The sequence below is a fragment of the Microbacterium sp. STRO-2N genome (genome assembly GCF_057747775.1).
This window is the reverse complement of the sequence record NZ_CM173223.1, coordinates 416,733-434,172: the sequence shown is the minus strand read 5'-3', so window position 1 is coordinate 434,172 and position 17,440 is coordinate 416,733. Positions and strand designations below refer to the sequence as shown.

General features: G+C 68.0%; 14 protein-coding genes. All 14 read left to right on the top strand.

What is annotated here, in order from left to right:
* The first annotated feature begins 98 nt into the window (after positions 1–98).
* The 14 genes from AC3ANN_RS01795 (at position 99) to AC3ANN_RS01730 (ending at position 17,438) form a co-directional block, all read left to right on the top strand.
* Positions 99–1,718, top strand: coding sequence for a class I adenylate-forming enzyme family protein (locus tag AC3ANN_RS01795; RefSeq protein ID WP_488339302.1), 1,620 nt, complete (start codon positions 99–101; stop codon positions 1,716–1,718).
* A gap of 403 nt (positions 1,719–2,121) precedes the next feature.
* On the top strand, positions 2,122–2,799 hold the full coding sequence (locus AC3ANN_RS01790) for a GntR family transcriptional regulator (protein ID WP_488340889.1): 678 nt from the start codon (positions 2,122–2,124) through the stop codon (positions 2,797–2,799).
* Between the two features lie 70 nt (positions 2,800–2,869).
* Positions 2,870–4,066 carry an NAD(P)/FAD-dependent oxidoreductase gene (locus AC3ANN_RS01785; protein ID WP_488339301.1) on the top strand — a complete coding sequence of 399 codons (1,197 nt, stop codon included), beginning with the start codon at positions 2,870–2,872 and terminating at the stop codon, positions 4,064–4,066.
* On the top strand, positions 4,063–4,398 hold the full coding sequence (locus AC3ANN_RS01780) for a (2Fe-2S)-binding protein (protein WP_488339300.1): 336 nt from the start codon (positions 4,063–4,065) through the stop codon (positions 4,396–4,398). The genes AC3ANN_RS01785 and AC3ANN_RS01780 overlap by 4 nt, the downstream gene beginning before the upstream one ends.
* Positions 4,398–5,798: an FAD-dependent oxidoreductase gene (locus AC3ANN_RS01775; RefSeq protein WP_488339299.1), complete on the top strand. Its 1,401-nt coding sequence runs from the start codon at positions 4,398–4,400 to the stop codon at positions 5,796–5,798. The genes AC3ANN_RS01780 and AC3ANN_RS01775 overlap by 1 nt, the downstream gene beginning before the upstream one ends.
* Before the next feature lie 52 nt (positions 5,799–5,850).
* Entirely contained in the window at positions 5,851–6,852 is a 1,002-nt protein-coding gene (locus AC3ANN_RS01770; RefSeq protein WP_488339298.1) for a proline racemase family protein, read from the top strand.
* A 19-nt stretch (positions 6,853–6,871) separates the two neighbouring features.
* Complete coding sequence (locus AC3ANN_RS01765) at positions 6,872–8,398, top strand: aldehyde dehydrogenase (NADP(+)) (RefSeq protein WP_488339297.1); 1,527 nt, start codon at positions 6,872–6,874, stop codon at positions 8,396–8,398.
* Positions 8,395–8,703 carry an antibiotic biosynthesis monooxygenase gene (locus AC3ANN_RS01760; protein WP_488339296.1) on the top strand — a complete coding sequence of 103 codons (309 nt, stop codon included), beginning with the start codon at positions 8,395–8,397 and terminating at the stop codon, positions 8,701–8,703. Before AC3ANN_RS01765 ends, AC3ANN_RS01760 begins: the two co-directional genes overlap by 4 nt.
* A gap of 132 nt (positions 8,704–8,835) precedes the next feature.
* Entirely contained in the window at positions 8,836–9,876 is a 1,041-nt protein-coding gene (locus tag AC3ANN_RS01755) for a sugar ABC transporter substrate-binding protein (protein WP_488339295.1), read from the top strand.
* A gap of 26 nt (positions 9,877–9,902) precedes the next feature.
* The gene (locus AC3ANN_RS01750; RefSeq protein ID WP_488339294.1) at positions 9,903–11,423 is read left to right on the top strand and encodes a sugar ABC transporter ATP-binding protein; all 1,521 of its coding nucleotides are present in this window, start codon (positions 9,903–9,905) and stop codon (positions 11,421–11,423) included.
* Positions 11,420–12,403 carry an ABC transporter permease gene (locus tag AC3ANN_RS01745; protein WP_488339293.1) on the top strand — a complete coding sequence of 328 codons (984 nt, stop codon included), beginning with the start codon at positions 11,420–11,422 and terminating at the stop codon, positions 12,401–12,403. Before AC3ANN_RS01750 ends, AC3ANN_RS01745 begins: the two co-directional genes overlap by 4 nt.
* A gap of 42 nt (positions 12,404–12,445) precedes the next feature.
* Positions 12,446–14,527: a hydantoinase/oxoprolinase family protein gene (locus tag AC3ANN_RS01740; protein WP_488339292.1), complete on the top strand. Its 2,082-nt coding sequence runs from the start codon at positions 12,446–12,448 to the stop codon at positions 14,525–14,527.
* Positions 14,524–16,239 carry a hydantoinase B/oxoprolinase family protein gene (locus AC3ANN_RS01735; RefSeq protein WP_488339291.1) on the top strand — a complete coding sequence of 572 codons (1,716 nt, stop codon included), beginning with the start codon at positions 14,524–14,526 and terminating at the stop codon, positions 16,237–16,239. Before AC3ANN_RS01740 ends, AC3ANN_RS01735 begins: the two co-directional genes overlap by 4 nt.
* Complete coding sequence (locus AC3ANN_RS01730) at positions 16,239–17,438, top strand: metal-dependent hydrolase family protein (RefSeq protein WP_488339290.1); 1,200 nt, start codon at positions 16,239–16,241, stop codon at positions 17,436–17,438. Before AC3ANN_RS01735 ends, AC3ANN_RS01730 begins: the two co-directional genes overlap by 1 nt.
* Positions 17,439–17,440 lie beyond the last annotated feature (2 nt).

Sequence of the window (17,440 nt, the reverse complement as noted above, 5' to 3'; positions counted from 1 at the left end):
GGGTTCCACCTCGGAGTCGACGGTGACGGGAAGCGGTTTTAAACTATATAAAGATTAGAGGATTTGCAAGCTCCACACTCCAGCCTCGAGGACGGACGATGACGACCGACGCACCTGAAGCTCTCACTCCCGCCGGCGACGTGCCGAACAGCCTCCGGGCGACGTGGCGAGCACGCGGATTCCACACCGACGAACGCCTGGGATGGATGCTGGAGGACCGTGCTCGGGCGATGCCCGAGCACGTCGGGGTCATCACTCCGGCCCGGCAGCTGACCTACGGCGAGCTTCAACGCACGGCATCCGCCATCGCGCGCACACTCGTGGCACGGGGCATCCGAAGCGGGGACACCGTGTGCTGGATGCTGCCTACAGACGCGGAGGCGGTCTCGGTCGCGTCCGCGATCTGGCGCATCGGTGCGATCAGCAGCCCGATCGTGCCCATTTATGGCGCTCGCGAGATCGCCGCCGTGGTGGAGCAGTCGCGGCCGGCCGCAATCATCACCAACGCAGAGGTGCGAGGCCGTCGTCTGCCCGAGGACTTCGACGAGGTGCTCCGGAGCATCGGGCATGAGCCGCGCGCACGACTGCTGGCAGTGGGCGACCACCCCGGCTGGGACGATGCCGGCGGCGAGGGGCCGGGCGACCTGTCGGACGACGTCACCCCGGCGCCGTCGGACGCGCCCTCGCTCATCCTCTACACCTCCGGCACCGAGGCCGCTCCGAAGGGCGCGGTGCACTCGACCGCGGGGCTGATGCACGAGCTGCGGTCGTGCGTGACCGAATGGGGCATCACCTACCGCGACCGCATGTTCATGGCCTCACCCATGACGCACATCACGGGCCTCCTCCAGGGGTTTCTCATTCCCACGCGCGTCGGCGGCGCCGCCATCCTCCTCGATCGGTGGGACGCGGCCGAGGCGGTCAGGCTCATCGAGCACCACCGCGCGACCTATATGGCGGGCGCGACGCCCTTCCTGCGAGAGCTCCTGGCCGCTTACCGCGACGACGGCCGCACACGCTCCAGCCTGCGACAGTACTGCTGCGGAGGGGCTGCCGTGCCACCGGAGCTGATCCGAGAAGCCGACGAGCTCGGCATCGTGGCCTACCGCGCGTGGGGGATGACGGAACTCCCCACCTCCACGGTCGCCAGCGAACTGGACCCGCTGTGGGCGCGTGCGGAGACAGACGGACGACTCGCGCCCGGCGTCGAGCTGCGGGTGCTGGACGACAGTGACGGCGAGCTCGGTCCTGGCGAGGACGGACGGCTCTTCCTCCGCGGGCCCGAGATGATGCTCGGATACCTCTCGTCCGACGCGTCGAAGCGCGCCTTCAGCGACGACGGCTGGTTCGACACCGGCGACGTGGGCCAGATCGGCGTCGACGGCTATGTGCGCATCAGCGGCCGCACCAAGGACATCATCAACCGCGGCGGCGAGAAGTTCAGTGCACGCGAGATCGAGGAGCACCTCCGCAAGCACCCGGGCGTCGATGCGGCCGCGGTGATCGCCGTCCCCGGCGGGCGCCTCGGGGAGAGGATCGGCGCCGTGATCGTGGGCGACCCGACGATCACCCCCGAAGACCTCGCACGCTTCATGATGAGCCGCGGCGTCGCCAAGCAGAAGACACCCGAGCTGGTGACGCACGTCGACGCGATCCCGACGAACAGCACCGGGAAGGTCGACCGGCGCGCCGTACTCGCGCTCTTCGACGGCCGCTGACGGCCGCGTCAGCCATCAGCCCCCGCTGATCTGAGATCTGCATTTCGGGCGCGGCGGATGTGCGCCGATGAGGGTCGCAGGCGATCCTGCGGTGTGCGCACTACGTGGTCAACGCTCGGGCGTGCACGCCGCTCGCTTTCCGTCAACTTGCTGCCCGGGAGTACCGGGTCATGGTTGCGAATTCATCCGCGGATGCCCCGAGCAACCTCGCGCGCAGTCTTCGAAACAGATGCTTGACCGACACGATCACGTCTTCACTCCCCGGCTCGTCGCCCGCCTCGCACCACCCGAGAGCTCGCACTGCTCGCAGTCGAAGGTTGTTTCAGGTACCGTCAGAGAACAGTGTCGTGTCGCATTGCACTGTCGTCAAGGATTGACGTTCCCTCTACTTGGTCCGGTGCACATGTCCGCCATTTCCGTCGTCGCTCCACTCGAGCCGGTCTCCAGCCTGCGCGAACGCGTGGAACTGGCGCTTGAAGCCGCAATCCGCTCCGGCGAGATGCCGCCCGGCGAGCTGTTCTCAGCGCCCGCACTGGCAGCCCGCTTCAACGTCTCTGCCACACCGGTGCGCGAGGCGATGCTCAACCTGGAGAAGAAGGGCTTCGTCGAGACCGTCCGCAACAAGGGGTTCCGCGTCACGGTCGTGAGCGATGAGGATGTCGAGAACATCGTCGCCGTGCGACGGCTTCTGGAGCCCCCGGTCATGCGCCAGATCGCAGGGACGATCCCGGCGCGGGCCTACGCGGAGCTGCGTTCCCTCGCCGACACGATCGTGGCCAGCGCCTCTCGTGGGGATCTGACGGCCTACCTCGAAGCAGACCGCTTGTTTCATGCCGCCCTGACGGATTTCGCGGGAAACCCGCGACTGACCAGTCTGGTCTCGGAGCTGCGGCAGCAGACCCGGTTGCCCGGTCTGGCCGGGTTGCTCGCGACCGAGGAGCTGGCGAAGTCCGCAGCGGAGCACCACGAGCTCCTGACCATGCTCGAAGAGGGCGATGGGGATCAGGCGGAGCAGCTGATGCATCGTCACATCGGTCATGTCATCGGCTGGTGGGCCGGCCGCCCTGAGTTGGATTCCTGAGCCGATTCAGAACAGCATCCAGCAAAGTGTGACATAGTACTGGTCGAACTTCTTTCGACCGGGGGTGTCCATGTCACGCATCGTCGTCGTCGGGGCGGGGATCGTGGGAGCCGCCGCCGCGCGCGAGCTCGCCCGTCATGGCCACCAGGTCACGGTGATCGAGCGGGCTGCTGCCGCCGCGGGAACGTCCGGCCGCGGCGAAGGCAACGTCCTCGTGAGCGACAAGGGGCCGGGCCCGGAACTTGATCTCTCGCTGCTGTCGCGACGGCTGTGGCCGATCGTCGCCCGCGAGCTGCGCGATGAGCTGCCGGTCGGGTTCCCCGACATCGAGTTCGAGCCGAAGGGCGGGCTGGTCGTCGCGACCACAGAGCCGGGCGCCGGACCGCTGCAAGCGTTCGCGGCGCGGCAGCGTGCAGCGGGGGTACGCGCGGAGATCATCGATGACCCCGCGACTCGCCGTCTCGAGCCTCACCTCACGGAGCGCTTCACAATGGCGGTGTACTACCCGGACGATGCGCAGGTCCAGCCCGTCATCGCCACCGAGGCGCTTCTCGCCTCGGCTCGCCTTGCGGGCGCCGCCGTCCTCGTCGGAACCCGTGTGGACGGCGGGATCTGGGACGCGAGCGGGCGGATCTGCGGAGTCCGGGTCTCGGAGGGTGGGACGCCGGGGACCGTCGACGCCGATCACGTCGTGATCGCCGCGGGTCCGTGGAGCGCTGAAGCGAGCCGTCTCCTGCAGGCACCGATTCCGGTCAGGCCCCGTCGCGGAATGGTCCTCGTCACGACGCGTATGCCCCACAGGATCCACCACAAGGTGTACGACGCCGACTACGTCGGCGCAGTCGGGTCGTCCGCTGCCGACCTGCAGACGAGCAGCGTCGTGGAGTCGACGGCCGCAGGCACGGTTCTCATCGGCTCCTCACGCGAGCAGGTGGGGTTCCGCGATGAGTTCCGGTCCCGAATCGTCGCGGAGCTCGCGCGCAAAGCGACAGGGCTGTTCCCCTTCCTGGCAGACGCATCGGTGATGCGCACCTACACGGGCTTCCGTCCGTACATGCCCGACCATCTGCCGGTCATCGGCGAGGACCCCCGTGTGCCGGGCCTCTGGCACGCGACCGGCCACGAGGGTGCGGGCATCGGGCTCGCCCCGGCGACGGCAGCCGTGCTGAGGTCCCTCATCGACCGCGTCCCCGCGCCGACCGACCCCGCTCCTTTCGCTGTCGACCGGCCGACCTTGGCCCCGTTCATGGACGAGGTTCCCGCATGACGTCCTCCCGCATCCCCGAAGACCGCGACGCCGTTCAGCCCAGGGTTTCCGCGCCGCTCACTGTCACCGTCGACGGAGCACCGATCGGCGGGTTCACGGGCCAGACCATCGCGGGCGTACTGCTGGGTGCGGGGCGCCTCGCGTGGCGGACGACCTCGGTGGGCGGACGCCCCCGGGGGGTCTTCTGCGGCATCGGTGTGTGCTTCGACTGCATCGCCGAGGTCAACGGGGAGCGGGATGTGCGGCTATGTCAACGCCGCGCCGCGGACGGCGACGTCGTTCGCTCTCAGTGTGATGAGCTGCCGGTTCCGGTGAGCGAGGAGGATCTCTGATGTCCAACGTGCTCGTCGTGGGCGCCGGACCTGCCGGGCTGGCAGCCGCTGCCGCCGCCCTGGACGCCGGCGCACAGGTCACGATCCTCGACGCGTCCGACGAGACTGGTGGCCAGTATTGGCGACATCTGCCGCCGGCGCGGGCGGGCCGAAACGAGAAGCGGCTCCACCATGGCTGGGCGACGTATCAGGCGCTGCACGCCAGGGTCACGAGCGACCCCGCCTGCGATCTCATTCTGAGCGCTCAGGTGTGGTCCGTCGAACCGGACGACTCCGCACCGTGCGGTCGGATCTTCAACGTGTCCATCGGCGCAGTCGATCGGCGTGGAGCGACAATGCGCGCGTTCGCGCCGGACGCGGCCGTGCTGGCCACGGGAGCTCACGACCGCACGCTCCCGTTCCCAGGATGGGAATTGCCGGGGGTGTTCACCGGAGGCGCCGCGCAGGCTCTCGCGAAAGGGGAACGCGTCGCGGTAGGACGACGGGTTCTCGTGGGCGGCGCCGGCCCGTTCCTCCTTCCCGTCGCAGCATCCCTGGCAGAAGCCGGGTCGCAGGTCGTCCAGGTCGCCGAAGCGAGCAGCGTTCCTCAGCTTCTGCGCGGATGGTCCCGCCACCCATGGCAGCTGATCGGCGCCCGATCGAAAGCCGGCGAGCTCATGGAGTACGCACAGGCGTTCGTCCGCCACCGCATCCCGTACCGAACCGGCACCGGAGTGATCGCCGCGCACGGCAGCGAGCGTGTGGAGGCGGTCACCGTCGCGCGGCTCGATGCCGATTGGCGGCCCGTGCCCGGGACGGCGCGGCGCGTCACCGTCGACGCCGTGTGCGTCTCACACGACTTCACTCCCCGCATCGAAGTCGCCATCGCAGCGGGTTGCGATCTCAGCGAACAGCGCTTCGTGATCGTCGACGGCCGCCAGCGGACCAGTGTCGCCGGAATCTACGCCGCGGGCGAGATCACCGGCATCGGGGGCGTCGACCTCGCTCTGGCGGAAGGCGCGATCGCCGGTGCCAGTGCCGCCGACGCCCGGCCGACGTCGCGAGTCCTTCGCCGCCGCGCCGTCTTCACTGGATTCGCGCGCCGGATCAGCGCAGCACATGGCATCCGCCCTGGCTGGCGCGCATGGATGTCGGCCGACACCGTGGTGTGCCGTTGCGAGGAAGTCACGTACGGTGCCCTTCGCCGTGGTGTGGAGTCCTCGCCCGGTCTGCGCTCGCTGAAGCTGACTACGCGCGCTTCGCTCGGCATCTGTCAGGGGCGCATCTGCGGCCGCACCGTCGAGGACATCCTCGGCACGCCTCGGGACGGCGCTCAGGTGGACCGCCGTCCGATCGTGACCCCGCAACGGCTGGGCGACCTCGCCGGGCTCGTCGCCGACGACCCACCCGTCACCCCCTGACCTCCGGTCAACTCCATCCGGGTCCCCGACCCCCGTCCACACGGAGAAGCCCATGCGATCCAGCAAGCTCTACACAGCAGTCGATTCGCACACTGAAGGCATGCCCACCCGCGTCGTCACGGGAGGCGTCGGCGTGATCCCCGGCGCGACGATGAACGAGCGACGGCTGTACTTCATCGAGCACCTCGACCACATCCGCAAGCTCCTCGTCAACGAACCGCGCGGTCACGCCGCCATGAGCGGAGCCATCCTCCAGCCGTCCACTCGTCCGGATGCGGACTTCGGCGTCCTGTACATCGAGGTGTCGGGGTGCCTTCCCATGTGCGGACACGGCACCATCGGGGTGGCGACCGTCCTTGTCGAAACAGGAATGGTGGAGGTCGTCGAACCGGTGACCACGATCCGCCTGGACACACCGGCCGGCCTCGTCATCGCGCGCGTCGCCGTCTCCGACGGCCACGCCGACGCGGTCACCATCGAGAACGTGCCGTCCTATCCGGTGCGTCTGGACGACACCATCGAAGTGCAGGGCTTGGGGGCGGTTCCCTACAGCCTCGCCTTCGGCGGCAACTTCTACGCCATGGTGAATCTCGACGACATCGGACTGACCTTCGACCGATCGCGGCAGCAGGAGATCCTGGCGGCGGGGCTGGCGATCATGGACGCCATCAACACGCAGAACCCGCCGTCCCACCCCGAGATCGACGGTGTCGACCACTGCCACCACGTCGAGTTCATCGCACCCGGGTCCGACGCCACGCATTCACGACACGCGATGGCGATCCACCCGGGCTGGTTCGACCGCTCCCCGTGCGGCACCGGCACGTCCGCACGAATGGCCGAACTGTGGGCCCGCGGAGAACTGTCGCTGGACAGTGACTTCCGAAACGACTCGTTCATCGGCTCCACCTTCACGGGTCGACTCATCCGGGAGACCGAGGTCGCCGGTATTCCTGCGGTCGTCCCCACCATCACCGGACGCGCGTGGGTGACCGGCATCGGTCAGTACCTGCTCGATCCGTCCGACCCCTTCCCCCAGGGCTTCGAGTTCTGAAACCGCCGCAGGAGGCACGATGACAACCTCGACACCAACCACCCCCGTGGAACTCGACGCGATCCTCGAGGCCGCGGCGATCGCCGCCCCTGTCCTTGCCAGCACACCACCGGCGAGCCGTGCTCGCGCGCTGGTAGCCGCCGCGGATGCGCTCGACGAGGCCGCGGACGCTCTCGTCGATCTGGCTCAGCGAGAGACAGGGCTGACGGAGGCCCGACTTCGCGGTGAGCTGCGTCGCACCACCGTCCAGCTGAGGTTGTTCGCGGACGTCGTCGCTGACGGCTCCTGCTTCGACGTGCGACTCGACGAAGCCGACGCATCCTTCGTCTTGGGACCTCGCCCGGACCTGCGGCGGTACCTCGCCCCCGTCGGCCCCGTACTCAACTTCGCCGCCAGCAACTTCCCGTTCGCGTTCTCGGTCGCCGGTGGAGACACGGCGGCCGCCCTCGCCGCCGGGTGCCCCGTGGTGGTGAAAGCACACACGGGACATCTCGAGCTCTCTGCGCTCACCGCGCAGGTCGCCGGCGATGCGCTCGTGGAGGCAGGCCTGCCCCTGGGCACGTTGAGCATCATCATCGGCCGCGACGCCGGCGTGGCCGCCCTCAAGGACCCGAGAATCACCGCCGCCGCATTCACTGGATCCACAGAGGGCGGACTTCGGCTGGCCGAGCTCGCGGCTTCACGGCCCACGCCCATTCCGTTCTTTGGGGAACTCGGCAGCGTGAACCCGGTCTTCATCACGCCCGCGGCCGCAGCCAGCCGAGGCGACGCGATCGCCGCGGATCTCGTGGCCAGCGTCGGAGGATCGGCCGGCCAACTCTGCACGAAGTCCGGCTTCGTCTTCACTCCTCGGGGCACCCTGCCGGACGACGTCATCCACGATGCCGCCACGGCGGTCCCCGAACATCGGATGCTCTACCCTGGCATCGCCGACGGCTTCCTCGACCGCCGCGAGAGCATTCTCGCAAGCTCCGCCGTCGCGCCCATCGCCGTGGGCACGGTCAGAAGCGACGACGAGGGCCACACCTGGGTCACGCCGACGCTCGTCCGCACCGACCTCGCAGCGCTGCGCGAACACCGGAGCGAACTGCTCGAGGAGGCCTTCGGCCCGCTGGCGATCGTGGTGGAATACGACGCAGTCGAGGAACTGCCTGCCGTCGTCGGCGATCTGTTCCCCGGGAACCTCACCGGCAGCATCCACACCGACGACGATGAAGACGGCGCCGATTTTGCGGCGCTCGTCGGGGCACTCGCCGCCCACTCCGGACGTGTCGTCTTCAACGGCTGGCCGACGGGTGTCGCGGTCACGCCCGCGATGACCCACGGCGGCCCATTTCCCGCGACCACCGGATTCGGCGGCACCTCGGTGGGCACCACGTCCGTGACCCGCTTCCTCCGCCCCGTCACGTACCAGAACGCACCGGTCGCGGTCCTCCCGCCCCCACTGCGTGACGACAACCCATGGAACGTCCCGCAGCGCCGGGCCAAGGCAGGAGAATCCCCACACTGGGGAAGCAGCGCTGATCCGGCCGGAGCGACGTCGTGATCCGCAGCGTTCTCACCCTGCACCCGACTGCGGACCAGGTGGACGCGGTACTCGAGGTCTACCGGGACGAGGACATCCTGCAGTACTCGTTGGACGAGTCTCGCGCCCTCGCGTCCGAGATCTCCGTCGCCGTCGACGGCTCCGGGGACGTCCTCGTCACGGCGCTCTGGCCCGACCTCGCCGCATACCAGGAATGGCTCGATCACCCTCACCGGCAACGACGCCGGCTGGTGGAGATCCTCCGAGGCGTCGAAGTGGGCTCGGCACGGCTCTTCGAGGTCGACCATGCCGTCCGCAAGGGCTGAGCCTTGTTCGGCAACGTCGACGAAACACCCTCGTCACACCGAGCCATTACCGTTGTAATAGGAGATGTGACATAGTACTGGGATAGGGTTAACCGGACCTTAGACGTCACATTCCAACGAGGAGGTAGGAAAGTGAACCACAGCACACCGCACCGTGTTCGTCGACTGTTGACAGCGGCCGCCGCCGTCACACTCGCCGCGACCGGGTTGGCTGCATGCAGCGGGAACGCCGGCGACGACTCATCGGCGGACGGCGGCTACAGTGTCGCAGTCCTGCTCGCATCCAGCCAGAACGGCTACAACCAGGCTGTCGGCGACGGCGTCAAGGAAGCGGCTGCCGAACTCGATCCGAACATCGAGGTGACCATCCTCGATGGCCAGTTCAACGCCGACACGCAGCTCGGCCAGCTGGAGACCGCAGGAACCGGTGACAAGTACGACGGCATCGTCGTCGTACCCTTCGACGGCCCAGCACTGGGCGCCGCCTTCCCGCTGGGCAACGGAATCCCGGTCGTGACGGTCCTCAATCCGATCGGACCCGACATCGAGACCATGGAGCCGCAAGTCGAGGGCGTCGTTTCCACGGTCGCCGTGCCGCCGAGCGACGCAGCCGCCAAGCAGGCTGAGGATGTCGTCTCGTACTGCGCCGACATCGACCCGTGCAAGGTCGCCCTGCTCGTGGGCCAGCTCAACGCACCCCTGGACGTCGCCCGTGAGAAGGCGTACCGCGATGTGCTCGAGGCAGAGTCCAACATCGAGGTCGTGGCCACCGTCGAGGGCAACTACGACCCTGATCAATCAGCCACCAGCATCAGCAACGTGCTGCAGTCGACACCCGATCTGAACGTCGTGCTCTCGAACGCCGACCAGCAGGCGAAGGGTGCGCAGATCGCCCTCGAAGACGCCGGCATCGACCCCACCACGGTCTACATCAGCGGCGGTGGCGGAACCGAAGAGGCGGTTCAGAACGTGCGCGACGGCATCTGGAAGGCCGACTACCTCAACTTCCCCGTCTCGATGGGCAAGGCCGCCATGGAGCAGCTGTACAACCAGCTCACTGGCGCCGATGTCACCAGCTGGGTCAACGCCGACGAGGTGGGCGGAGTAGAACCGTACGCCACCAAGGAGACCCTCGACGAGACCCCCGACTTCGTCGGAGAGTGGGTCGGCTGAACCCGCCACCCGGATCGGATCTCTCCATGAACGCCACATCACCGATCGTCGAGCTGCGCGCGGTATCCAAGCGGTTCGGTGGGACGAAAGCCCTCGACACCGTCGACCTCGACCTGCGCACCGGCGAAGTCCACGCACTGGTCGGCGAGAACGGTGCCGGGAAGTCCACACTCGGCAAGATCACCGCGGGCCTGTACAGCCCGGATTCCGGGGAGTTGCGTGTGGACGGGCAGGCCGTCGGACGGTGGGATCCGGTCCGGGCGCAACGCGCCGGCGTCGTGATGATCGCGCAGGAGCTCTCTCTCGTGCCCGAGCTGACAGTCGAGCAGAACGTCTTCCTCGGCGTCGAGTCCAACACTCTCGGAGTGATGCACCGGGACGTGGGTCGGCGCTTCGCCGAGCTCGAAGCGCAGGCCGACTTCCGCCTGCCGCCCAAGGCGCTCGTAGGTGACCTGCGCATCGCGGATCAACAGAAGGTCGAGATCATGCGCGCGCTGGCGCGAGACGCGCGCGTGATCGTGATGGATGAGCCCACATCGTCGCTGACCGCTCACGAGACCGAACGGCTGCACGCGCTCATCCGGTCCCTGCGGGCTCAGGGGCGCACAGTGGTCTACGTCTCACACTTCTTGGACGCCGTCCTCGAGATCGCCGACCGGATCACCATCATGCGCGACGGTGTGCGGGTGCGGACGGCGGATGCCGCGGCCGAGACGAAAGCGTCGATGGTCCAGGGCATGCTCGGGCGCGAGCTGTCCGTCACCTTCCCCGAACGCCGACCACGCGTGGACGCTGCTGTGGACCCCCTGCTGGTCGTCGACGACATCTCCACGACGACCGGCGTCGGCTCCGTCTCGCTCGTCGTCCGGCCCGGCGAGATCGTGGGGCTGCTGGGTCTGGTCGGGTCCGGCCGCTCCGAGATCGCCAGGGCCATCGCCGGCGCGGATCCCGTCACCGCGGGCCGCATCACGTACCTCGGCCGGGAGCGGCCGCGCTGGAACACCCGCACGGCCATCGCCGCCGGCGTGGTCATGGTCCCCGAGGACCGGCATGCTCAGGGCTTGGTGCTGGAACGCAGCGTGAAGGAGAACATCTCCCTGGCATTCCTCAGCCGGTTCGCGCGCGGCGGCATCCTGCGTCCGCGTGCGGAGCGTGAAGGCGCACAGTCCCTCGCCGAGGCGCTCAGCATGCGCCCTCCTCGCATCAATCTCGAGGTCGGCGGGCTGTCGGGAGGAAACCAGCAGAAGGCGCTGCTGGCGAAGTGGCTGATCGGAGACCCGAAGTTCGTCATCCTGGACGAACCGACGCGCGGTGTCGACATCGGCGCCAAGGCGACCATCTACAGACTCATCGCAGACCTGGCCGACCGGGGCGTCGGTGTGCTGCTCATCTCATCCGAGCATGAAGAGGTGCTCGCGCTCAGCACACGCGCGTACACCGTCACTGCCGGGCGTATCGCGGGAGAAGTGGACCCTTCGCTTCTCGGTGTCAGCGACGTGCTCGCACACCTCTTCGCCGTCGATCAGGAGATCGGAACCTCAGCATGACCACCACCACCACATCCACCGTCACTGTTGCGCAGGGCCTGACACCCGCCAAGGTCCTGACGTTCCTGCGCGACTACGCCGTGCTCATCCTGCTGGGCGCGATCATCATCATCCTGGCGATCGCCTCCCCCTCGTTCTTCACGTTCGCGAACCTGATGAACATCGTCAATCAGAACGTCCCGCTCGCGCTGATTGCCGTCGCCGGCACCTTCGTCATCATCTCTGGCGCGTTCGACCTGTCCACTGCAGCCATGTACGCCGTGGGGAGCGTGTCGGCGGCCTGGGTCGCCGTCGCGACGGGCAATATCGCGCTCGCACTGGCGGTGCCAGTCGTCATCGGACTGGTGCTGGGCATCTTGAACGGCCTGGCGGTCACCGTACTCAGGGTGCACTCCTTTCTTGCGACGCTGGCGACGAGTCTCATCTACAAGGCGATCGCCGTACTGATCACCGGCGGAGCCCTCATCCAGGTCGTCCTCCCCGGCTTCTCGGACCTCGGACGGGGTCGCATCGGCGGCGTCTTCTACTCCGTCATCGTGCTGGTGCTGTTCGTCGCCATCATGTGGTTCCTGCTGAAGGGCACCGTTTTCGGCCGGCACGTCTTCGCCGTCGGCGGAAATGCGGACGCTGCTCAACTGTCCGGCATTCGCGTCGACCGCATCAAGGTGATGGTGTTCGCCCTCAGCGGCTTGGCGGCGGGGATCGCCGCCGCCATCGGCGTCTCGCGAATCGCATCCGGACAGCCGCAGGCAGGCGTAGGGCTCGAACTGTCCGCCATCGCCGCCATCATCCTCGGCGGCACCAGCATCTACGGCGGATCGGGCGCCGTGTGGCGGTCCCTCGCCGGCGTGTTCCTGATCGCTCTCATCGGGAACGGCTTCGACATCCTCGGCTTCAATCCCCAGATGAAGGACCTCGTCACCGGCGTGATCATCCTCGCCGCCGTGGCCCTCGCCGCCGCTGGAACCCGTCGTCGCTGACCCGGGCGCGTCGACCCTTCCTTCTCTCCTGAAAGGACCCCCATGACTGACAAAGTCCGCGTTGCGATCGATGTCGGCGGCACGTTCACCGATGTCGTCAAGCTCACCCCGGCGACAGGCGACATCCGGTTCGAGAAGGTTCCGACCACCCCCTCCGCGCCGACCGAAGGCGTGCTGGACGGATTCGCCGCCGCCGAGGCAGACTTCCGCGAGACGGTCATGTTCAATCACGGCACGACCCTCGGGCTCAACGCGCTGCTTACGCGCAACGGAGCGCGAACCGCGATCATCTCGACGGCCGGCTTCCGTGATGTCTATCTGCTGGGCCGCACCGACCGAAAGGTCATGTACGACATCAAGTACCGCAAGCCGGCAGCGCTGGTCGAGCGCGCCGACACGTTCGAGGTGATGGAGCGCAGCTATTTCGACGGCTCGGTGGGTATGCCGTTGGACCCCGACGACGCCCGTCGCGTCGCGCGCCTCATCCGGGACGGCGGATACCGGTCGGTCGCCGTCGCCTTCCTGCACTCATATGCCAACGCCGAACACGAGCTTCAGATGCGGGAGATCCTCCGGGAGGTCGCACCGGACGTCGACGTCACTCTCTCCCACGAGCTGGCCCGTGAATACCGAGAGTACGAGCGCACCAGCACCGCCGTCCTGGACGCGTACATCAAGCCGATCGTGCGCAGCTATCTCGAGGTCCTCGAAGCGGAGCTGGCCGAGCGCGGCTTCGACGGCCGCTTCCTGATGTCCCGCTCGGGCGGCGGGGCCATGACCGCGAAATCCGCGAGGGAACAGCCAGTCAATCTCATCCTCTCCGGCCCCGCCGGTGGCGTCATCGGCGCCGCAGCGTTCTCCAGGCTCATCGACATCCCCAATCTCGTCACCATCGACATGGGCGGAACGAGCCTGGACGCCTCCCTCGTGCTCGGCCACGAGCCACTGCGTCACAGCGGCGCCGAGTTCGAGGGTCTCCCCATCACCACGCCGTCGCTGAACATCCAGACGATCGGCGCCGGCGGCGGTTCACTCGGCTGGCTCGACGAGGCCGGCGCTCTGCAGGTGGGACCTCAGAGCGCGGGGGCGGTTCCCGGGCCGGCTTCCTACGGACGTGGCGGAACGCAGCCGACCTTCACCGACGCCGCACTGGCCGTCGGCTACCTCGGCGCCGACACGCCGCTCGGCGGCACGCTGGTGCTCGACGAGCAGGCCGCCGTCGATGCGCTGGCCGCGATCGCCACACCCCTCGGCCTGTCGCCGCGGGATGTCGCCCGCGGGATGCTGCGCATCTCCACCACCAAGATCGTCGGCGCGGTCCGCGGCATCACCGTCGAACTCGGCCTGGATCCGAAGGACTTCGCCTTGCTGTCGTTCGGCGGAGGGGGCGGGCTGGTCGCGGTGGACGTCGCCCACGAGCTCGGCATCCCCACCGTCATCGTGCCACCGGGCCAGGGGGCGTTCTCCGCGCTCGGCATGCTGATGGCAGACGTTCAGCACGACTTCTCACTCACCTCGATCTCACCGCTGCAGGATCTCGATGTGAGTTCGGTCGAGGAAGCCTTCTCACGACTCGAGGCATCCGCCGAAGCCGCATTGGCTTCCGAAGGGTTCGACGCTGCCAACCGTCGCATGATCCGCACCATCGACGTCCGCTACGCCGGGCAGGAGCACTCCGTCACCGTCGCATGCCCCGCCTTCGACGCCGGTTTCACACCGTCCGTCGAAGCCGAATTCTCCGAACTGCACGAGCGTCAATACGGGCACACCATGAGCGACCCCATCGAGATCACCACGCTCCGCCTGCGAGGCATCGGTGTCATCGACAAGCCGTCGCTGCCCACCGTGGCCGCCCGGACCAGCGGCGCTGTGGTCCGGCTGGGCGACCGCACGGTTCATCTGGCGGACGGCAGCGAGCGGACGTACGGCCTGTACTCGCGCGAGCAGCTGCAGGCTGGTGACCGCATCGAGGGGCCCGCCGTCATCACCGAGCACACTGCCACAACGGTGCTCCACGACGGTGACGAGCTCACCGTCGGCGGTTACGGCGAGCTGCTCATCGCGATCGGAACCGAGTCCGCCGCCGGCCTCCCGAACTCCGTCCTGGAAGGAGCACTGCGATGAGCGACGCCATCACGACCGAAGTCATCCGCCACGCGCTGATCGCCGCCGCTGCCGAAGTCGCGCACAACCTGTGCCGTACCGCCTACAACACCGTCGTCTACGAGATCCACGACTACGGGGTGGGCATCCACGATGTCGCGGGAGATGTCGTCGCCGACGCCCCTGGCATCGCGATCTTCACACGCGGCAACGATTACGGGATCAAGAAGGCTATCGAGTTCCTCGGTGTCGAGGCGATGGGTGAAGGAGACGTGTTCCTCCTCAACTACCCGTACTGGTCATCCGCCCACACGCTGGACACCCTCGTCTTCGCCCCCATCCACGCCGGCGACGGACGACTCATCGGCTTCGCGTCGGTGCGCATCCATGTCCTCGACCTCATGCAGAAGGACGCGGGGTACGTGCTCGATTCCACCGACATGTACCAGGAGGGCATCTTCTTCCCCGGCACGCGGCTGTATCAGGGAGGCCGTCAGTGCGACGACATCTTCAACATCATCCGCTTCAACAGCCGCATGCCTGATCGCACCATCGGTGACCTTCAGGCACAGGTCTCGGCAGTGCACGCCGGCGCCGTCCGCACCCGCGAGATCGCCGACAAGTACGGTGTCGAGACCCTGTTCGAAGCGATGGCCGCCATCAACGAGCATGGCGAGAAGCTCGCTCGCATCGGACTGTCGAAGCTTCCGAAGGGCACCTGGCGCGCGCACGATTTCATGGACAGCGACGGCGTCGACAAATCCACTCCGGTGAGGATGGACGCCGTGGTGACGATCACCGACGACGAGTTCATCATCGACTGGTCTGACAGTGCCACCGGCGTGAAGGGGCCGATCAACCTGCCGCTGGGGCAGACGGAGGCTCTGTGCTCCCTCGTGTTCAAGTCGCTCACCACCCCGGACACCCCGGTGGTGGCGGGCAACTTCGCGCCCCTGCGGGTGATTACGCGCGAGGGCAGCGTCATGCACGCCGTGCCGCCGATGCCCACGTTCACGCTGTGGACCGGCCTGCTCGCCGGCGAAGTGGTGCTCAAGGCGCTCGCTCAAGGCATGCCCGACCTCATTCCCGCGAGCTCCGGCGGTGACGTGAACTCCATGATGGGCCTCGGTGTGAACCCCCGCGCCGGCGAGTCCTGGTTGGAAGCGACCAATGAAGCCGTCGGATTCGGCGGCCACTCGGGCGGAGACGGCGAGGACGGCATCATGCACTTCTCCGAGCCGGGCTGCCGCAACAACCCGGTCGAAGTGCTCGAGGCCAAGTCGCCGATGATCATCGAGCACTACGGTTACCGCCCCGACTCCGGCGGCCCGGGGAAGCACCGCGGCGGGGTGGGCGTGTCCCGGGCGTACCGATTCACCGCTGCCTCGGTCGGGATCGGACTGGTGTACAAGACGAGCGCCCCCTGGGCCGTCGCCGGCGGCGACGAGGCGCTGCCGAACGGGATGACGATCAATCCCGGCACCCCCGCGGAGCGCCGCGGCTCTGGTGAATACAGCCACCTCGAGCCCGGCGACCTGCTGGTCAACGCCACCGGCGGTGGCGGCGGCTGGGGGCCGGCATTCGAGCGCGATCCGGCCGCGGTCGCCCGGGATGTGCGCAACGGCTTCGTCTCCCGGGAGGCCGCGGCGTCACGCTACGGCGTCGCGCTCGTGGTGGACACCTTCGATGTGGACGAGCACGCCACCGCCGAGCTGCGGGCGAAAGCATCCTGATGGCGGATCTCACGATCGTCAATGCGCTCGTGTTCGACGGGGAGTCCGAGCAGCTCACCCCGGGAGGTGTCCGCATCGCGGACGGCGTCATCGTCGAGGTGGGTGACGTCTCACCCGGCGAGCAGGTGATCGATGCGAAGGAGCGCGTGGTCACACCCGGGCTTATCGACGCGCACTTCCACGCGTACGCGGTCTCGATGAACACCAGTCGCATCGAGAGCTCCTACCTCAGCTATCTGGCCCTGGCCGGCGCCGCGCGCTTGAAAGCCGCGCTCGGCCGGGGGTTCACCACCGTTCGCGACGTCGCCGGCGGGGACGCCGGCCTGTCGGCGGCCATCGCGCAAGGACTGCTTCCCTCGCCGCGATACCTCTGGACAGGGGCTGCGCTGAGCCAGACGGGCGGTCACGGCGATCACCGTGGAGCCGAACAGGACCTGTGCTTCCACGGCGGGCACATGTGCGAGCTCGTCGACGGCGTCGACGCGCTGCGCACCGCTGTCCGGTCCCGCTTCCACCATGGCGCGCACGCAATCAAGCTGATGACGTCCGGCGGCGTGGCTTCGCTGACGGATCCGCTGCGGGTTCCCCAGTACTCCCCGCAGGAGGTGCGTGCCGTCGCGGACGAGGCGGCGCGTCGTGGCAGTTACGTGGCCGCGCATGCCTACTCCCCCGAGGCCATCCGCCACTCCATCGACAATGGCGTGCGCTCCATCGAGCACGGCAACCTGCTGGATGCCGAGACCGCGCGTGCCATGGCGGAGCGGGGAGCCGTTCTCGTGCCGACGCTCGCCGCATACGATGCGATGGACCGCCGGGGAGACGAGGTGGGTCTCTCCCCGATCTCGGCGGAGAAGAACCGACTCGTGCTCGACGCGGGGCGCGACGCCGTCCGCCACGCCCTGACCGCGGGGGTGACAGTCGGTTTCGGATCCGATCTGATGGGAGACCTCGCCTCCGACCAGCTCATCGGGGTGCGCCTGCAGGCCGAGGCCTCCAGTGCGTTCGAAGCGTTGCGCGCACTGACGACCGGGAACGCGGCCGTCCTGCAGCGGCCGGATCTCGGCCGCATCGGCGTGGGCGCTGCCGGCGACGTCGTCGTCTGGTCGGGCGACCCGCTGCAGGACATCGAGGTGATCGTCTCGGAGTCCCGCGCCAGGACGATCGTCCAGGCGGGCCGCATCGTGCGTGCGCCGCGGTGACA